This is a genomic window from Pseudomonas sp. MWU347 (assembly GCF_017947305.1).
GTDB lineage: Bacteria > Pseudomonadota > Gammaproteobacteria > Pseudomonadales > Pseudomonadaceae > Aquipseudomonas > Aquipseudomonas putida_A.
Genome location: NZ_JAFGZB010000003.1, coordinates 416,161 through 432,381, shown reverse-complemented (window position 1 = coordinate 432,381; position 16,221 = coordinate 416,161). Strand labels below are relative to the sequence as shown.

General features: G+C 56.8%; 17 protein-coding genes and 1 pseudogene. 7 read left to right on the top strand and 11 right to left on the bottom strand.

The window, feature by feature from the left end; genetic code table 11:
* Positions 1 to 39: 39 nt before the first annotated feature.
* Positions 40 to 1,398, bottom strand: a complete 1,359-nt coding sequence (locus KCG87_RS08355) for a glutamine synthetase family protein (protein ID WP_210557107.1) — start codon at positions 1,396 to 1,398, stop codon at positions 40 to 42.
* A gap of 161 nt (positions 1,399 to 1,559) precedes the next feature.
* Between KCG87_RS08355 and KCG87_RS08350 the strand changes: the two genes are divergently transcribed.
* From KCG87_RS08350 to KCG87_RS08330, 5 genes are all read left to right on the top strand, one after another.
* Complete coding sequence (locus tag KCG87_RS08350) at positions 1,560 to 2,456, top strand: helix-turn-helix domain-containing protein (protein WP_210557108.1); 897 nt, start codon at positions 1,560 to 1,562, stop codon at positions 2,454 to 2,456.
* Positions 2,457 to 2,551: 95 nt separating this feature from the next.
* The gene (locus KCG87_RS08345) at positions 2,552 to 3,061 is read left to right on the top strand and encodes a sigma-70 family RNA polymerase sigma factor (RefSeq protein ID WP_210557110.1); all 510 of its coding nucleotides are present in this window, start codon (positions 2,552 to 2,554) and stop codon (positions 3,059 to 3,061) included.
* Positions 3,061 to 4,023 carry a FecR domain-containing protein gene (locus KCG87_RS08340; RefSeq protein WP_098964009.1) on the top strand — a complete coding sequence of 321 codons (963 nt, stop codon included), beginning with the start codon at positions 3,061 to 3,063 and terminating at the stop codon, positions 4,021 to 4,023. Before KCG87_RS08345 ends, KCG87_RS08340 begins: the two co-directional genes overlap by 1 nt.
* A 67-nt stretch (positions 4,024 to 4,090) precedes the next feature.
* Positions 4,091 to 6,493 (top strand): TonB-dependent receptor, encoded by a 2,403-nt coding sequence (locus tag KCG87_RS08335; RefSeq protein ID WP_210557111.1) that lies wholly within the window; start codon positions 4,091 to 4,093, stop codon positions 6,491 to 6,493.
* 134 nt (positions 6,494 to 6,627) lie between these two features.
* Positions 6,628 to 7,143 (top strand): cupin domain-containing protein, encoded by a 516-nt coding sequence (locus tag KCG87_RS08330; protein ID WP_210557113.1) that lies wholly within the window; start codon positions 6,628 to 6,630, stop codon positions 7,141 to 7,143.
* A 183-nt stretch (positions 7,144 to 7,326) separates the two neighbouring features.
* On the opposite strand, the gene KCG87_RS08325 is transcribed toward KCG87_RS08330, so the two are convergent.
* The 8 genes and pseudogenes from KCG87_RS08325 to KCG87_RS08290 form a co-directional block, all read right to left on the bottom strand.
* Positions 7,327 to 7,938 (bottom strand): dTMP kinase, encoded by a 612-nt coding sequence (locus KCG87_RS08325; RefSeq protein WP_210557115.1) that lies wholly within the window; start codon positions 7,936 to 7,938, stop codon positions 7,327 to 7,329.
* A gap of 95 nt (positions 7,939 to 8,033) precedes the next feature.
* A complete protein-coding gene (locus KCG87_RS08320; protein WP_135295796.1) occupies positions 8,034 to 8,498 on the bottom strand; it encodes an SRPBCC family protein in 465 nt (154 codons plus the stop codon).
* A 101-nt stretch (positions 8,499 to 8,599) separates the two neighbouring features.
* The gene (locus tag KCG87_RS08315) at positions 8,600 to 8,986 is read right to left on the bottom strand and encodes a nuclear transport factor 2 family protein (protein WP_096796037.1); all 387 of its coding nucleotides are present in this window, start codon (positions 8,984 to 8,986) and stop codon (positions 8,600 to 8,602) included.
* 59 nt (positions 8,987 to 9,045) lie between these two features.
* Complete coding sequence (locus KCG87_RS08310) at positions 9,046 to 9,426, bottom strand: nuclear transport factor 2 family protein (RefSeq protein ID WP_139053991.1); 381 nt, start codon at positions 9,424 to 9,426, stop codon at positions 9,046 to 9,048.
* Between the two features lie 69 nt (positions 9,427 to 9,495).
* Positions 9,496 to 10,093, bottom strand: a pseudogene (locus KCG87_RS08305) (SDR family oxidoreductase).
* Positions 10,094 to 10,125: 32 nt separating this feature from the next.
* Complete coding sequence (locus KCG87_RS08300) at positions 10,126 to 11,229, bottom strand: alkene reductase (protein WP_027611807.1); 1,104 nt, start codon at positions 11,227 to 11,229, stop codon at positions 10,126 to 10,128.
* Positions 11,230 to 11,348: 119 nt separating this feature from the next.
* Positions 11,349 to 12,632 (bottom strand): cation:dicarboxylase symporter family transporter, encoded by a 1,284-nt coding sequence (locus KCG87_RS08295; protein ID WP_098964014.1) that lies wholly within the window; start codon positions 12,630 to 12,632, stop codon positions 11,349 to 11,351.
* A gap of 113 nt (positions 12,633 to 12,745) precedes the next feature.
* The gene (locus KCG87_RS08290) at positions 12,746 to 13,171 is read right to left on the bottom strand and encodes a VOC family protein (RefSeq protein ID WP_039762906.1); all 426 of its coding nucleotides are present in this window, start codon (positions 13,169 to 13,171) and stop codon (positions 12,746 to 12,748) included.
* Between the two features lie 155 nt (positions 13,172 to 13,326).
* Between KCG87_RS08290 and KCG87_RS08285 the strand changes: the two genes are divergently transcribed.
* A complete protein-coding gene (locus KCG87_RS08285) occupies positions 13,327 to 14,205 on the top strand; it encodes a LysR substrate-binding domain-containing protein (RefSeq protein WP_210557117.1) in 879 nt (292 codons plus the stop codon).
* A 202-nt stretch (positions 14,206 to 14,407) separates the two neighbouring features.
* Entirely contained in the window at positions 14,408 to 15,067 is a 660-nt protein-coding gene (locus KCG87_RS08280; protein ID WP_095135815.1) for a carbonic anhydrase, read from the top strand.
* A gap of 62 nt (positions 15,068 to 15,129) precedes the next feature.
* Here KCG87_RS08280 and KCG87_RS08275 read toward each other — a convergent pair whose 3' ends face one another.
* On the bottom strand, positions 15,130 to 15,843 hold the full coding sequence (locus tag KCG87_RS08275) for an SDR family NAD(P)-dependent oxidoreductase (protein ID WP_210557119.1): 714 nt from the start codon (positions 15,841 to 15,843) through the stop codon (positions 15,130 to 15,132).
* A gap of 59 nt (positions 15,844 to 15,902) precedes the next feature.
* Complete coding sequence (locus KCG87_RS08270; RefSeq protein WP_095135811.1) at positions 15,903 to 16,115, bottom strand: 4-oxalocrotonate tautomerase family protein; 213 nt, start codon at positions 16,113 to 16,115, stop codon at positions 15,903 to 15,905.
* Positions 16,116 to 16,221 lie beyond the last annotated feature (106 nt).

Genomic DNA, 16,221 nt, shown 5'->3' with positions numbered 1-16,221 from the left:
AAAAAGTCATGCCATGGAGGAAGGGGATTTGTGCTGGAGTCAGACGCTCAGCAGCAGGAACTCGCGCTCCCACGAACTGATCACGCGCTTGAAGTTTTCATGCTCGGCGCGTTTGACCGCGACGTAGCCGCGCACGAATTTGTTGCCCAGGTAACGCGCAACGGTGTCGCATTCTTCCATTTGCGTCAGCGCGTCTTCGATGGTGATCGGCAAGCGCAGGTTACGGCGTTCGTAGGCGCGGCCTTCGACGGCGGCACTCGGTTCGATGCCTTCGACCATGCCGATGTAGCCACACAGCAGGCTCGCGGCGATCGCCAGATACGGGTTGGCATCGGCGCCCGGCAGGCGGTTTTCCACGCGCATGGATTCCGGCCCGGAGGTCGGCACACGCAGGCCGACGGTGCGGTTTTCTTCGCCCCACTCGACGTTGACCGGTGCCGAAGTGTCCGGCAGGAAGCGGCGGAACGAGTTCACGTTCGGCGCGAACATCGGCAGCACTTTCGGGATGTACTTTTGCAGGCCGCCGATGTGATGGCGGAACAGCTCGCTCATCTTGCCGTCGGCATCGGCGAAAATCGGCTTGCCGGTGGCGATCTCCACCACGCTCTGGTGCAGGTGCATGGCGCTGCCGGGTTCGTCGCCAATTGGCTTGGCCATGAACGTGGCAGTGACGTTGTGCTTGAGCGCCGCTTCGCGCAGGGTGCGTTTGAACACGGTGATCTGGTCGGCCAGATCCAGTGCGTCGCCGTGCCGGAAGTTGATTTCCATCTGCGCCGGGCCGTCTTCATGGATCAGCGTGTCCAGATCCAGACCTTGCAGCTCGCACCAGTCGTAGACGTCTTCGAACAGCGGATCGAATTCGTTGGCGGCATCGATCGAGAACGATTGCCGCCCGCTTTCAGCCCTGCCCGAGCGCCCCAGTGGTGCCTTGAGTGGCAGGTCCGGGTCTTCGCAGCGCTGGGTCAGGTAGAACTCCATTTCCGGCGCCACGATCGGCTTCCAGCCCTTGTCGGTGTACAGCTGCAGGACTTTTTTCAGCACGTTGCGCGGCGACAGTTCGATCGGGTTGCCGAACTTGTCGAAGGTGTCGTGGATGACGATGGCGGTCGGCTCGATCGCCCATGGAATCACATACACGGCGTCGCTCACCGGTTTGCAGACCATGTCGATGTCGGCCGGGTCGAGCAGGTCGTAGTAGATATCGTCGTCGACAAAATCCCCGGTTACCGTTTGCAGCAGCACACTTTCCGGCAGGCGCATGCCTCGCTCATGCAGGAACTTGTTGGTCGGTGCGATCTTGCCGCGGGCGATGCCGGTCAGGTCGCTGACCACACATTCAACTTCGGTAATCTTGTGATCTTTCAGCCACGTGAACAGCTGATCGAAAGGGGCATTCATAAAGACCTCGTTATTGGTTTTATAGACGCCGGGGAGGGCGGGTTTCATCTTCCGCCCCTTCCCCTGTGGCGCGTTGACGACTATCTTGGGCGTGCCTTGCCGTTCCATCTATCCACTTTAAGCAGCACCAAAGCGCACCAAAAGAGTGCGCAAGGTCTCCCATGACAATGTGTAATCCGCTACAGGTTCAGGCTTTCAATACCGCTGATGTCAGCGAACAAATCCGCGCCACGCCGGGTTGGGTTCAGCATTACCAGCAGATGTCTCCCGGACATTTCGCCGGGCAGATCCGCTATCTGGACCTGGAGGGTGTGCAGGTCTACGAAGAACAGATGAACACCCGCGTCGAGCAGACATTCAGCGCGCCATCGGGTGCCTTGGCGTTCTGTTTCGATCGCAGCGACAACGCGCTGTATCTGCTCAACGAAGACAGCCGCAACATCTGGATCACCCCGGAGAACTACCAGGAAATTGCCGTGGTGTTCGGCCCGGAATTCGTCCGTCAGCACGGTCTGGATGTGGCGAGACTCGAAGGATTGTTCATGGCGCCGCTTAACTGCGGGCAGAACGCCTTGTTCAGTCGCTGGTTAAGCTCAACTCTCACGAAGTTGTCGCAAGCTGTTGATCCGTTTGATAAAGACTCACTGACTCAGCAGTTACTCGAAGACTGCCTGTTCATCCTCGACAACGCACACACCCGTCTTGATCGCGGCGGATTACAGCGGCGTAGTGAAGAACGGACGATCATGAAGCGAGTAGGGGAGTGGGCAGCGGATTCGCCGGAAGACACCGTCAATCTGCTCGAACTGTCGAAGGTCGCAGGGGTGCCGTTGCGACAATTGCAGCAGGCATTCAAGGCCTACACCGGGATGACCCCGAGTCACTGGCTACGCCTGCGCCGGCTGAACAGCGCACACCGCGAATTGCTCAAGCGCCGGCCTACCGAAACTACTGTGGCCGAGGTGGCGATGCACTGGTCGTTCTGGCATCTGGGGCGGTTTTCCAGCAGTTATCGTGCGCTGTTCAAAGAGCTGCCGAGCGAGACGCTGAAACGCTAGAGATTGCAGTAACGGGCAAAAAGATCTTTGTGTCCCAAGCGAAGTTAAATAGAATCAGTCTCATTTGAATCTAACTTCGCGCAGGGTCTCTTGAGATGATTGAAGCCGCCACGCCATCTGAGCAGAGCCTGCACGCGCTGTACCGCGATCACCGAGGCTGGCTGGAAACTTGGCTGCGTCGACGCATGGGTAATGCGTGGGATGCGGCGGATCTGAGCCAGGACACCTTCATGCGCGTGCTGTGCAGTGCGCAACCGATTGCCGACATGCGTGAGCCTCGTGCCTATCTGCTGACCGTGGGCAAGCGTCTACTGAGCAACTTCTACACCCGCCGCAGTCTGGAAAAAGCCTACCTCGAAGCCCTCGCGCAACTGCCGGAAGAGTGCGTGCCATCGCCCGAGCAGCGTTGGCTGCTGCTGGAAACCCTGCAAGCGCTGGATGAGTTGCTCGATGGTTTGCCGCGAGCAGTGCGTCGGGCGTTTTTGTGGAGTCAGCTTGAGGGCCTCGGTTACCGCGAAATCGCCGAGCGCCTGCAAGTGTCCGAGCGCACCGTCAAACGTTACATGGCGCAGGCCTACGAGCATTGTCTGCTGGTGGAGCTTTGATGCGCGTAGCCCCCAGTGATGAAGCCCGCGAAGTCGCCCGCGCCGCCGCGCACTGGCTGGCGTTGATTGAGTCCGGCGAAGCGGGCGCTGACGATCATGCGCAATTGCAGGTCTGGCGCAACAGCGATAGCCGGCATGAACACGCGTGGCAGAAAATCCAGCGCTTGCGCGAACGGTTTTCCGCTCTGCCTTCTGCGCTGGCCATGGCTACGCTGGATCGTCCGGACGCAACGCGTCGGGCCGTGCTGAAACGCGCGCTTGGTATCGCGGCACTGGTGCCGGCTGCCTGGCTGATCAGTCGGCAACTGCCGCTGGATGTCTGGCGCGCGGATTTGCAGACGGGCACGGGTGAACACAAGACATTGCCACTCGCCGATGGCAGTTCGTTGCAGCTCAATACCGACAGTGCCGTCAATGTGGATCTTGCTGCCGGTCAGCTGACGCTGGTGCGAGGAGAGATGGCCCTTGATGTACCAGGCAACTCAGCCCTGATCATCAATGTGCCGTACGGGCGAATCATCGTCAGTCACAGTGAGATTTGCGTGCGTCTCAATGAGCGTGACTGCAATGTGTCGGTGGTCCGTGGCTCGGTGCAGTTGCAACCGTCAAGCGGGCCGGCGCTGGTCCTCAATCAGGGCCAGCAGATCAGGCTGCAGGCTTCTGGCGCGGGTTCTGTCCGAGCGTTTGACGCATCGATGCCGAGCTGGCGCGACGGTGTATTGATGGCGCAAAACCAGCCGCTGGGGGATTTTCTGCGCGAATTGAGCCGTTATCGCCCAGGCGTGCTGCGCTGGGATCCGGAGCTGGAGGCGCTGCGCATCACCGGCAGTTTTCGCCTGGATAACACCGATCAAGTGCTCTCACTGTTGGCGGCCAGCCTGCCGATCGACGTGCAGCAACGCACGCGCTTTTGGGTCTCTCTCGTTCCGCGAAAATTGTCCCAGTCCAAAAAAACAGTCTGAGACCTGTCCCTTTTTTTCGCCTCGCTGGTCATTCCAGGCAAGTGAACCAAATCGAGAGCTTTTTCCTATGCCTGCAGTATTTCCAGGTCGTTTGCGTCCGTTGTTGCAGTTGAGCCTTTTGTTGAGCCTGAGTGCCAGCCCCCTGTTGATCCCCAGCAGTTGGGCGGAAAGCGCCGACCGCCGCGGTTATCAGGTGCCGGCCGGCAGTCTCGGTGCTGCGCTGACCCGTTTTGCCGGACTGGCCGGGGTCAATCTGTCGGTAGATCCGGCCTTGGTCAGCGGGCGCAACAGCAATGGTTTGTCGGGTGAGTTTGACGTGGAGGAGGGCTTTACCCGGTTGTTGCTGGGGTCCGGTCTACAGCTGCAACCGGCGGGCGACCGCGCTTACACAGTCATTCCTGCGCCGGACGGTGGCAGTCTGGAACTGGCACCCACTTCGATTCTTGGATCGACGGGTGGCACGGATACCGAGGTTTTTGCCGGTGGCCAGGTGGCGCGCCGTGGTTCGCAAGGACTGCTGGGTTCCAGGGATTTCATGGAGACCCCGTTCAGCATGACCACCTACACCAGCGAAACGGTGAAAAACCAGCAGGCCCGCACTCTGGGCGATCTGATCGCCAGCGATCCCTCGGTGCGTGCGACCAACCCGGCAGGCGGCCGTTATGAGCAATTCACCATCCGCGGTTTCAGTCTGTTCAACAGCGACGTGGCCTATAACGGCCTCTACGGTGTCTTGCCGACTTACACGATCGACATGGAAATGGCCGAGCGCGTCGACATCCTCAAGGGCCCGAGCCAACTGATCAACGGGATTTCGCCGCGGGGCAGTGTAGGAGGGGGGATCAACGTGGTGCCCAAGCGCGCCGGCGATCAGCCGAATACATCGCTGACGGCCAGTTACGCCTCGAACAATCAACTCGGCGGCGCCGTCGACATCGGCCGTCGCTTTGGTGAGGACAACCAGTTCGGCCTGCGTTTCAACGGCGTCAAACAAGCGGGTGACACTGAATGGGATCACCAGAGCGTCGATCGCGACATGGCAGTGCTGGGCCTGGATTTTCGCGGTGAGCGCCTGCGGCTTTCCAGCGATATCGGTCACACCGAGCGCGATACCGATACACCGCAAGAACGTGTGCAGGTCGGTGCAAACGCGAAAGTTCCGGATGCTGATGATGTGCGCGACAACTACGCGCAACCCTGGAGCCAGGCGCGAACCAAAGATACGTTTGGCACGCTCAATGGCGAGTTCGACGTCAGCGATTCGGTCATGTTGTATGGCGGCGTCGGCGCCCGTAAAAGTAACCACGATTTCCTTCGGCATGCGGTGTCGGTGACCAACGACGCCGGCGACTTCAGTGTTCAACCGCGGAATTTCACCCGTGACGAAAATGTCCGGACCGCCACGGCAGGTGTGCGCAACTGGTTCCATACCGGTTCAGTCAGCCACGAGGTCAATCTGGCGGCCAGCTACTTCTACATGGATTTCGAAAATGGTGGCGCGCGGTATGCGGCAGGGCGCAGCAATCTGTATGACCCGGTGGAAACCGCAAAGCCGCGCACGCCAACACGCTACGACGCCAGGGTCTACACGGAAAACCGCTTCAGCGGCGTCGCACTGTCCGATACGCTGGGTTTCTTCGATGATCGCCTGCAGCTGACCCTTGGCGCCCGTTGGCAAAGGGTTCAAGTCGACGACTGGAGCGATGATGTGAAGGGTGACACAGCCTATGACGAAGAAAAACTCTCGCCATCGGGCGGCATTCTGTTCAAGGCGACGGACAAGCTCTCGCTCTACGCCAACTACATGGAAGGCCTCAGCCAAGGGAAAATTGCGCCATCGACGTCGATCAACGAGGATGAAATCTTCCCGCCTTTTATCAGCCGACAAGTCGAAGTCGGGGCCAAATATGACGCGGGTTCGTATGCGCTTACAGCGTCTGTGTTCCGGATCAAACAGCCTGCTTATGAAACCAACGCCTCGACACGAGTCTTCGGCCCGAACGGCAAACGACAGAACGATGGTGTGGAATTGAGTGTGTTCGGCGAGCCGTTCAAAGGGTTTCGATTGCTCGGCGGCGTGATGTACATCGACAGCGAACTGACCCAGACCACCAATGGAACCTTTGACGGTAACCGCGCGCCCGCGACACCCAAATACAACGTCAATCTCGGCGCAGAGTGGGATGTACCCAATATGCAGGGGCTGACGCTGACAGGCCGTGGAATCTATTCGAGTTCGCAGTATCTGGATCAGTCCAACCAGAAGGAAATCGACTCATGGGAGCGATTTGACGTGGGGACGCGTTACGCCTTTAAACTGGACGACAAGACCATCACCGTACGCGCCAATGTCGAGAACGTATTGGATAAACGCTATTGGAGTTCGGCGGGCGCATCAGATGACAGTGAACCCGGTTTGACGCTTTCGACGCCACGGACTTATCTGCTATCGGCAACGGTGGATTTCTGAATTGCTTTCTTGAATAAAAGGGTCACTTAAAAGGAGGGTAAAATCTTCTAAATTCAGCGATCTACTGTTAACTACACTAAATAGCCGTTTAGTAGAGCTATCGTAAAATAAGCCGCCATCCACCGGAGCAGACCATGTCTCAACGCACAGTAAACGCACAGGCCTTGATTCAGGCGCTGGATCTGCAATCTCACGTGGAAGGCGGTTATTTTCGCAGAACCTATCAGGCCGATCATAGAGAGATGCTCGATACCGTCGGTGGCCCACGGTACCTGATGACCTCGATTTACTACCTGTTGACCGAACAATCACCAGTGGGCCAGTTTCATTTCAATCATTCCGACATTGTGCATTTTTTCCATCTGGGCGATCCCATCGAGTACAGCATGATCCATGCTGACGGCTCGCTGGAAACGCTGGTAATGGGCAACGACATTCTGGCGGGACAGCATCTGCAAATGCACGTGCCTGGCGGAATCTGGAAAGCTTCGCGACTGCTCGAGGGAGAACATGGATTTGGCTTGATCAGCGAGGCCGTGTCGCCGGGATTTGATTTTGCGGATATGGAGATGGGTGATCGACGCAAACTGATTGCGCGATTTCCACAGCACCGGATGCTGATTGAAAAACTGACGCGGGATGCTGATTGAAGGTCGCCAATTGCAGGCAAGGCCGAGGTTTTGAAAAGAGGACTCAGGGTAAAACTCTGGATTGAAATCTGGCGTGCAACCGGGCTAATCCTGAAACATCTTGTTACGTGTAATGTATATTATGTTAAACCACGTATTACGCTACGCGCCTTCCTGCACCAACATCTGTCTCCACTCCAACAATCACCCCAGCACCCTATAAATCTCAGAAACCACCTGCATCGTAGCGTCTTCGATTGTTCTCTCATTACGGCACAAAACCCAACCGTGCTCCTTGACCGCTTGCTCGAACATCTCCGTACACGACAAATGCTCTGCGTGCTTCTGAATCACAGTGCCGCCCAATCCTCGCGATCTTGTCGCAGCCCTTGCCCATGAAATATCCGGATCGGTGACGACGCCAACATGCAGATCCGGCACGCGCACGTCTCGATCCAGGTTCAACTGGAGAATCTCGGCAAACGGGATAGATCGGCGAAACGCTGCATCAGACGGATACCAGCGATCAATCAGGATAATGCTGTCCAGCGGCTGCTGCGTCAGTACGTGTCGGGAAATCCAGCGCCGACTATCAGCCAGGCGCTGGCACACAGCCCATTCCAGATCCCGGGAAGGATTTCTGACAAGCGAGTTGATCAGGGCCATGGTTTCACCCCGGAAAGGATCGCTTTTTCTCTCGCAGAGCCGGATGACTTTCTTGTTGCCGGCCCTCAGTGCCGTCGTAACGGCCTCCAACAGCGTGGTTTTGCCGGTGCCTTTGGGCCCATCCAGAGAAACAAACAGCGGACGATTCATTGTTCACATAACGATGGATTTACGGAGGGGTACTCTAACCGCATTCCTGGCATTCCAATGGCTGAATTGTCATTTCCAATGGCATGGCCCTGCCCTCACCCTACTTCACCGCCCTCCTCAGCTTGTTGCTGCAGAAATGACTGGAGACTGTTGTGGCCGTCTACGATCAGTCCTCTAACAAGCGCCTCATAGTGTTCGGCAGTAGTGAGATCTTGCAGATCGAAGCTTGCAGACCAACGGATGAACGTCTTTGACTGTCCAGTCAGCGAGGCTAATTGAACAGTAGCTACATAGTTGTCCAACGGTAACGGAGCCTCCTCGAAGCGATAAGACAGCATCGTATTGCGATCATCTACCGACAAAAGACGCTCCCTGACCACCGCACCGTCGACCAACGTGAGTTTGCGAATACAGCCAACCAATCCATCGGGCTGGTTGTCCTCAATGCTGCTTTCCAAAATGGAGGGATGCCATTTACCAATCTCACCAAACCTCTTCAACACGCTCCAGGCGTGCGCTATATCGCTGTCCAGAACAGCGGAGAACTCAACTAGCGGCATCGTGTACACCCTCAAAATCAACTGCTTTCGAACCTGACCTCTGCGCACGTCAGGTGGATGAACTCCGGTCCCGGTATGGATCAACCGGGACCGGAAGACGCTCAACCTTCGAACTGGTGATAAACCTTGGCAATGACCTTCCAGGCCCCGTCGATTTTGATCAGGGTCAGGTAATCGTTGTAATCAGCGCCGATTGCATCCTGTTCCATGTCGACACGAACCACGGCGGTGGTTGGCGTGATCGCCAGCACGTCGAGTCGGGTGATGATGTTCGGGGCATCGCCGTTCTTCTCTACGAAATCAAACAGATTCCTGATCGGGCCGCCCAGCAGTTCACCATTGGTGAATCCGTACATCACAGCGTCTTTATGAAACGCCTGCGCAACGCTCTGTGCACTGCCCACACGCAGCCCTTCAACATACTGATTGGCAATGGCGATGACAGCGTTGTACTCAGCGGTGGGTACTGCCTTGATGTTTTTCGACATGGGTCTGTCCTTCCAGTAAGGACGAGGCGCGACGCACCTCGCCAATTGCATTCAACGGCTTAGGCGCTTGGGTGGGTGTGGTAGATCTTGCTGACAATCGTCCACTGACCTTCAACCTTCAGCAGGTTGAAAAAATCGGTGAAACGAAATCCTGAAACATTGTCGGTGTCGACCCGGGCGCTGGCTGCCGAGCCTACGATGTCGATGCGAACGATCGCTGCTTGCGCTTCCGGAGATGGGCGGAATGCGTTATCGATGACGTCGTACAGGTTCTGGATCGCACCGCCGACGAGCTTGCCTTCGTCGACCCCGAACATGGTGGCCTGCTGGTTGAATGCGGGCTTCATCAAGGCGCTGTCAGCTTTGGCACCACCTTCGTTGTACTGGCTGAGCACGTCGACGATTGCGTTGTATTCCTGAACATAAGTTGAAGTGGACATGAGGTATTCCTGAGTTAGTAAATGGCTGAAGAAAGCAAGGAAGGTTTACGGATGAGGCTCGGTAAACAGTCACCAATCCTGGCGGGTCGGCGAGATGATCAAGTCGTTGACGGTGACGTTTTCCGGTTGGTTGAGCGCGTAAATCACGGCACCCGCGATATCGTCGGGGGCGATGGCAACTCGGTTGAGCGCTTGGGCAGCCTTGCGCCCTTCAGGATCACTGACCTTGTCGGCCCAGCCGGTATTGATGACACCCGGGCTGACCGTGTTGACGCGGATGCCGTGCTGCACACCGAGCTCCTTGCGCATGGACTCGGTCATGGCCTGAACGAAAAATTTTGTTGCGCTGTAAACACCCGCCGCCGGTCCGACCTGATGACCGGCAACAGAGTCCATATTGAGAATCTGCCCGGACTTGCGCTCCAGCATGAAAGGCAGCACCGCCGCCGTAGTGTTGAGTTTGATGCGCCTGAGTCACGTCGGTGGTAAAAGCGACCACTTCGTTACCGCCCGCCCGCAACTCGGCGACAAAGCTTTCCAGACCCTGTTCATCCAGTGCAGCGGCCACTACGCGCACGCCTTGGGCGACAAGCGCGCGGGTGGTGGCGGCGCCGATGCCGGAAGACGCGCCGGTGACGATGGCTACCTTGTTTTGCAGATAATTCATGCTCATTACCTCTTATCGATAAATGCCGTCGTTCAGGCGTTCGCGGTTGGCCAGTCGATGTAACCCTTGGCACCGCCGCCGTAGTAACTCTCGCGTGGCGCGATGGTGAGCTCGATCCCGCGACGCAAGCGCTCCACGAGGTCGGGGTTGGCAATGAACAAACGACCAAACGCCACCGCATCGATCCGCCCCTGCGCACGACGCTCTAGCGCCATCGGCAGGTCGTAGTTGTTATTGCCAATGAATGGCCCTTCGAACTGCGCACTCAGCGCGTCCAGATCCACGCCTTCCGGGACCGTGCGGGAGGTCGCCGTGGCGCCTTCGACAAAATGCAGATAAGCCAGATTGAATTGATTGAGCTGCTGAATCAGGTAACCGTAAGTCGCCATGACATTGCTGTCGGGAGGTGTATTTCCGGCATCGGGTGTGACTGGCGAGAGGCGAATACCGACCCGATCGCTACCCCAGATCGAAATCACGGCTGCGGTGACTTCCAGCGTCAGTCGAGCCCGGTTCTCGATGGAGCCGCCATATGGGTCAGTGCGTTGATTGGTGGAATCGCGCAGGAACTGGTCAAGCAGATAGCTGTTGGCGGAATGCACTTCCACACCATCGAAACCGGCGCGCCGGGCATTCTCTGCGGCCAGTTTGTACTGCTCGATGATTCCTGGAATCTCCGAGGTTTCCAGTGCGCGAGGCATCGACACCTCGACAAAGCCTTTCTCGGTGTAAGTGCTGCCTTCGGCCTTGATCGCCGAAGGCGCTACTGGCGCTTCGCCGTTGGGTTGTAGCTCGACACTCGAAAAGCGCCCCACGTGCCACAACTGACTGACGATTTTGCCGCCCGCCGCGTGCACCGCGTCAGTGACTTTTTTCCAGCCAGCTACCTGTGCCTCCGACCAGATACCCGGGGTCATGGCGTAACCCCGCCCCTGGGGAGAAATATTGGTCGCTTCGGCGATGATCAAGCCTGCACTGGCGCGCTGGGCGTAGTAAGTCGCGTGCATTTCATTCGGTACGCCGTCTTCGGCCATTCGGCTGCGTGTCACAGGTGCCATGACAATTCGGTTAGCCAATTGGAGTGCGCCCATTTGCATGGGCGAAAAGAGGTCGGTATCAAACGTGTTAGCCGTCATAAAATCCTCGACTGAATAGACCGGTCGTCTAGTGGAAGGTTAAAAAAATACGCCCCTCTGTCAGCAGGCGTTTGCTGGTGATAATGCTGTTTCAAAAGCTGCCATCGTGTTCACGACTGTTACCGGCAGCGTTGCACCTGGTCACACAGGTGGTCGTCTGTATGACCCGTTCGTGAGGGCTCTAGCGCGACTTTCTCCCACTTGCTGATAACCAGCGGCGCAATCGCATTGCCCAGTACATTGAGCGTGGTGGTGCCGCTGTCGATAATCCTGAAAATGCCGGCGATCAATGCCACACCTTCCAACGGAAGACCGGCAGAGGCCAAGGTGGCTGACAAGATCACGATTGCAAACCCAGGCACACCTGCGGCGCCCTTCGAGGTCAGTACCATCGTCACGACCAACAGAATCTGCTGTGACAGAGACAGGTCGATCCCATAGAGTTGCGCCACAAAAATGGTCGCCACACCGAGAAAAATCGATGCGCCATCGAGATTGAACGCATACCCCACCGGCACCACAAAACTGACGATCCGACGCGGTACACCGTAGCTTTCCAGTTTGGTCATCAGTTGCGGCATGACGGCGGCTGAGGCGGCACTGGAAAACGCCAGAATCAACTCATTACGGAAGTAGCGGATCAACTTGAAGATGTTTTCGCCAATCAAATAACAAATGCCACCCAGTACCACTAAAGCGAACACCATCAGCGCCAGATACACCACCCCAATCAACTTGAGCAGCGGCAGCAGCGAGGCAAAACCAAACGTCGCGACGGTCGCGCCGATCATGCCAAACACCCCTATCGGCGCGTAGGCCATCACAATGGAAACCACCTTGAACATCGCATCGGAAAGGCTCTGAACAACCGCAATAAATGGCGCGCTTTTGTCTTTGGGCAAAGCATTCAACGCCAGCCCCAACAGCACAGCGAAGAACAGTACCGACAGCAACTTCGCTTCTGACATTGCCACTATCACGTTGTCTGGAACGATGTTCTGCAAAATCACCAGCGCCCCTTTGGACGGCTCAAGCGTGATCGATGCAGCACCATGCGAAAGGCCTGAAATATCGGTTCCTCGTCCTGGCTCGAAGAGGTTGGCAAAACACAGGCCTATGACAATGGCCAGCGCGGTAATCGCAAAGAAGTAGCCGAGCGACTTCACCCCCATACGGCCGAACGATTTGCTGTCACCGCCGCCCGCGATCCCCAAAATCATGCAACAGAACACGATCGGAACAACCACCATCTTCATCATCTTGATAAAGATGTCACCGAGCGGTTTGAGGATCTCCGCACTCACCCATGTCTGATAGTGCGGATGCGTATTGAAGTACCAACCTGCAAGCACGCCAAGCAATAGCCCGGCAACGATTTGCCACACCAAGGGAATACGTTTCATGTCTAGCCTTCTTGTTGGAATGAAAGGTCTGCGTCTATTCGCAGTTGCTAGAGTCATGAGCTTCCAGCTCACTTGAGATCGAATGGCACAAACGGGTTGTGCCATGCGTGCTCCTATTTAGCGAAGAGCTGGCTCATATCCTTGAACGCCTTGAATTCAAGAGCGTTGCCGCACGGGTCAAAGAGAAACATGGTGGCTTGCTCGCCTACCTGGCCTTTAAACCGAATGTACGGTTCGATCACAAACTCGGTACCAAACGACTTCAGACGTTCGGCCAGCGCTTCCCATTGTTCCCAACCCAAAATGATGCCGAAGTGCGGAACCGGGACATCGTGTCCGTCGACCGGGTTGCTGTGAACGCTCTCTTGTGAGGCTGTTTTCGGATGTTCGTGGATCACCAGTTGGTGACCATAAAAATCGAAATCGACCCATTGCGTGCTGGAGCGCCCTTCTTCAAGACCAAAGACCTCACCGTAGAAGGTGCGCGCCGCAGCCAGGTCATAAACAGGGATCGCGAGGTGAAATGGCGAGAGGCTCATCAGAACTCCAAATATTTTTTGTTGGTTGGCGAACATTTCCACCGTCATCAGCTCTCTGGGTTCAGCCGGTGCCGGGGGTTGGAAAACATCCTAGGACGAAAAAACAAACAGAAAAATCAATATATATTTCTCAGAAACACAATTAATATTTGTGAATGATCAAAGAACTGAAAACACTCATTGCGGTGGCGCGGGAAGGCACATTCGCCGCTGCCGGGAACAAGATCGGCCTGACCCAGGCCGCCGTCAGCGCGCAGATTCAGCGCCTGGAAACCGAACTCGGTTTTGAGATTTTCGACAGGAAAGGACGTTCGGCCCATCTGAACAAAATGGGTCACCAGATACTTCTGCAGGCGCAGGAGTTACTCAGGCTATACGACAATCTGGGTTCCACTGCGCTGGGCCAACCTACCAACATACTCATCAACATCGGTGCGATCGCATCCGTGCAACGTTCCTATTTGCCCGATGCGCTGGCGAAGTTTCACCAGCAGTGTCCGCAATGCCGCACACGTGTCATTCCAGGGCTGTCGATGGAAATGGTGAACCTCGTAGACGCCGGCGAAATCGACATGGCTGTCATCATTCGACCGCCCTTCTCTCTTCAAAGTGACCTGCGCTGGACGACGCTGGCGCGAGAACCCTACCGACTGATCGTGCCGCGCGAGCTGGAGGGAAATGACTGGTCGGAACTGCTGTCCAGCCAGCCATTCATTCGCTATGACCGATCATCTTTCGGCGGCCGGCAGGTTGATCGTTTCCTGCGACAGATGCATTTCACCTTGCAGGAAGTTTGCGAACTGGATGAACTGGAGGCCATCATCAAACTGGTGGGAAAAGGTGTAGGCATAGCGCTGGTGCCACAGACAGAGCCCCATCAGGAATGGCCCGAAGGTGTACGAGCGATCGATTTGGGACAACACACCTTTCACCGGGATATCGGGCTGGTACATCGATCTCGACAGAGTTTCACCGAGCCTGTGCGAATTTTGGCTCAGCTTATAAGTGATCAGGTAACCGCCGTTGCAGAATAATAGTCGCCAAGCGCGGATCGAAATGCTGCGCAGCGACGACGCCAGCAATGCCAGAGCTTCGTCGCCGACATCACTTGGCTCGAAGTGCATCTTGCACGACTACTGCCAACACCTGCGACGTCTGCAATAATGCCGACCACAGCGGCGCGAAGGCATATCGAGTGCTCGTGCCCACATCTGCTTTTCGGGTTTGGAGGACTTCATGCAGGACATTATTGACGGCTTTCTGCGCTTTCAGCGCGAGGTTTATCCGCAACGCGTCGAGCTGTTCAAGCAGCTCGCGACAGAACAGAATCCAAAGGCGTTGTTCGTCACCTGCTCGGACAGCCGTGTGGTGCCGGAACTCCTTACGCAGCGCGAGCCGGGCGAACTGTTCGTGATTCGTAACGCCGGCAACATTGTGCCGTCTTACGGCCCTGAACCGGGTGGCGTGTCGGCGACCGTCGAGTATGCGGTCGCCGTGCTCGGGGTACAGGATATTGTGATCTGCGGCCACTCGGACTGCGGGGCGATGGGCGCGATTTCACGCTGCACGTGCCTGGACCATCTTCCGGCGGTCGCTAACTGGCTACGTCACTCGGACGCCGCGAAAGCGATTAACGCAGCACATGAGTTCGACACCCCCCGCGCCAAGCTTGATGGTCTGGTGCGGGAAAACGTGATCGCGCAACTGGCGAATCTGCGGACGCATCCATCGGTGGCCCTGGCGCTTGAGCAGGGACGCATGAATCTGCACGGCTGGGTCTACGACATCGAAGCGGGATGCATCGATGCTCTGGATGGCGCGACCCGCAAATTCGTGTCACTGGCTGATTCGCCGACCACCGTTGCGATCGCTGCGCGTAACGGCAAACAGATGTGATGGCTACAGATAAGTAAGGCAGAAGCCGCCTGGGGCGGCTTCTTGTCGACTCGCTTTCTTCATCAGTGACCGGCGCTTTGGCCGCCATCGACATGCAGGATTTCGCCGGTGACGAAGTTGGCGCTGTCCAGGTACAGCACCGCTGCAACGATGTCTTGCACCTCGCCCATGTGTCCGACCGGATGCAGGCTGCCCAGAGCGGCGTGATTTTCCTCGCCATGCATCGGGGTCTTGATGATGCCAGGCGATACGGCGTTAACGCGGATGCCGCGCTTGGCGTACTCGATCGCCAGGGATTTGGTCGCGGCGTTCATGCCACCTTTGGTCAGCGACGCCAGCACCGACGGCACCCCATCGATGGCATGATCGACCAGCGATGTGGTGATGCTGACCACGTGTCCACCCTCACTTTGTTTCTCCATCTGGGCAATCGCCTGCTGCGACATGTGGAAGAAGCTGCCCATGTTGGTGGCCACAGTATTTACATACTCTTCGCGGGTATAGGCTGTGAACGGTTTGGCGAGGAAGATCCCGGCGTTGTTCACCAACGTGTCAATGCGGCCGAAACGCGCTACGCCTTCGCGGATGATTTTCTCGGCAGTCACCGGATCGGCAATGTCACCGGCGACGGTCAGGATGTCCGGATCCGCTGACGGTTTGATGGAACGCGAAGTCGCCACCACTTGATAGCCGAGTTTGCGAAAACCTTCAACGATGCCTGCGCCCAGCCCTTGGGATGCGCCAGTGACCACAACGACTTTTTTTGAATGGCTCATGATAATTCCTCAATAGTTTACGAAAGGGGTTTCACACACAGACGAGCCTGATGGCGTGATTACTTGGGCTCCACCAGCGACTGGCGGTACTCGGTAGTGGTTATTCCTGCGTAGCCCCAGTTATCGGTATCGACTTCCTCGATCACGATGTGCGTCAGGTGCGGATCCTTGTTGAGCACCGTCTGCATGGTTTTGGTGATCTCGGCGATGACCTGGGCTTTCTGTTCTTTGGTAACGCCGTCGCGGGTGATACGAACGCTGATGAAAGGCACGGGAGAGTCTCCAGTTCGCGCCTCATCGGCATGAGGAGGCGGCAGTGGAGTGAACTCTAGGAGGTTGCCTTCAATGAATAAATGCGGGTGCGGTTACTTCATTTGT

Bases quoted from the DNA above. Each gene is read 5' to 3' on its own strand.
- KCG87_RS08355 (WP_210557107.1), bottom strand. From the start codon at position 1,398: ATGAATGCCCCTTTCGATCAGCTGTTCACGTGGCTGAAAGATCACAAG.
- KCG87_RS08350 (WP_210557108.1), top strand. From the start codon at position 1,560: ATGACAATGTGTAATCCGCTACAGGTTCAGGCTTTCAATACCGCTGAT.
- KCG87_RS08345 (WP_210557110.1), top strand. From the start codon at position 2,552: ATGATTGAAGCCGCCACGCCATCTGAGCAGAGCCTGCACGCGCTGTAC.
- KCG87_RS08340 (WP_098964009.1), top strand. From the start codon at position 3,061: ATGCGCGTAGCCCCCAGTGATGAAGCCCGCGAAGTCGCCCGCGCCGCC.
- KCG87_RS08335 (WP_210557111.1), top strand. From the start codon at position 4,091: ATGCCTGCAGTATTTCCAGGTCGTTTGCGTCCGTTGTTGCAGTTGAGC.
- KCG87_RS08330 (WP_210557113.1), top strand. From the start codon at position 6,628: ATGTCTCAACGCACAGTAAACGCACAGGCCTTGATTCAGGCGCTGGAT.
- KCG87_RS08325 (WP_210557115.1), bottom strand. From the start codon at position 7,938: ATGAATCGTCCGCTGTTTGTTTCTCTGGATGGGCCCAAAGGCACCGGC.
- KCG87_RS08320 (WP_135295796.1), bottom strand. From the start codon at position 8,498: ATGCCGCTAGTTGAGTTCTCCGCTGTTCTGGACAGCGATATAGCGCAC.
- KCG87_RS08315 (WP_096796037.1), bottom strand. From the start codon at position 8,986: ATGTCGAAAAACATCAAGGCAGTACCCACCGCTGAGTACAACGCTGTC.
- KCG87_RS08310 (WP_139053991.1), bottom strand. From the start codon at position 9,426: ATGTCCACTTCAACTTATGTTCAGGAATACAACGCAATCGTCGACGTG.
- KCG87_RS08300 (WP_027611807.1), bottom strand. From the start codon at position 11,229: ATGACGGCTAACACGTTTGATACCGACCTCTTTTCGCCCATGCAAATG.
- KCG87_RS08295 (WP_098964014.1), bottom strand. From the start codon at position 12,632: ATGAAACGTATTCCCTTGGTGTGGCAAATCGTTGCCGGGCTATTGCTT.
- KCG87_RS08290 (WP_039762906.1), bottom strand. From the start codon at position 13,171: ATGAGCCTCTCGCCATTTCACCTCGCGATCCCTGTTTATGACCTGGCT.
- KCG87_RS08285 (WP_210557117.1), top strand. From the start codon at position 13,327: ATGATCAAAGAACTGAAAACACTCATTGCGGTGGCGCGGGAAGGCACA.
- KCG87_RS08280 (WP_095135815.1), top strand. From the start codon at position 14,408: ATGCAGGACATTATTGACGGCTTTCTGCGCTTTCAGCGCGAGGTTTAT.
- KCG87_RS08275 (WP_210557119.1), bottom strand. From the start codon at position 15,843: ATGAGCCATTCAAAAAAAGTCGTTGTGGTCACTGGCGCATCCCAAGGG.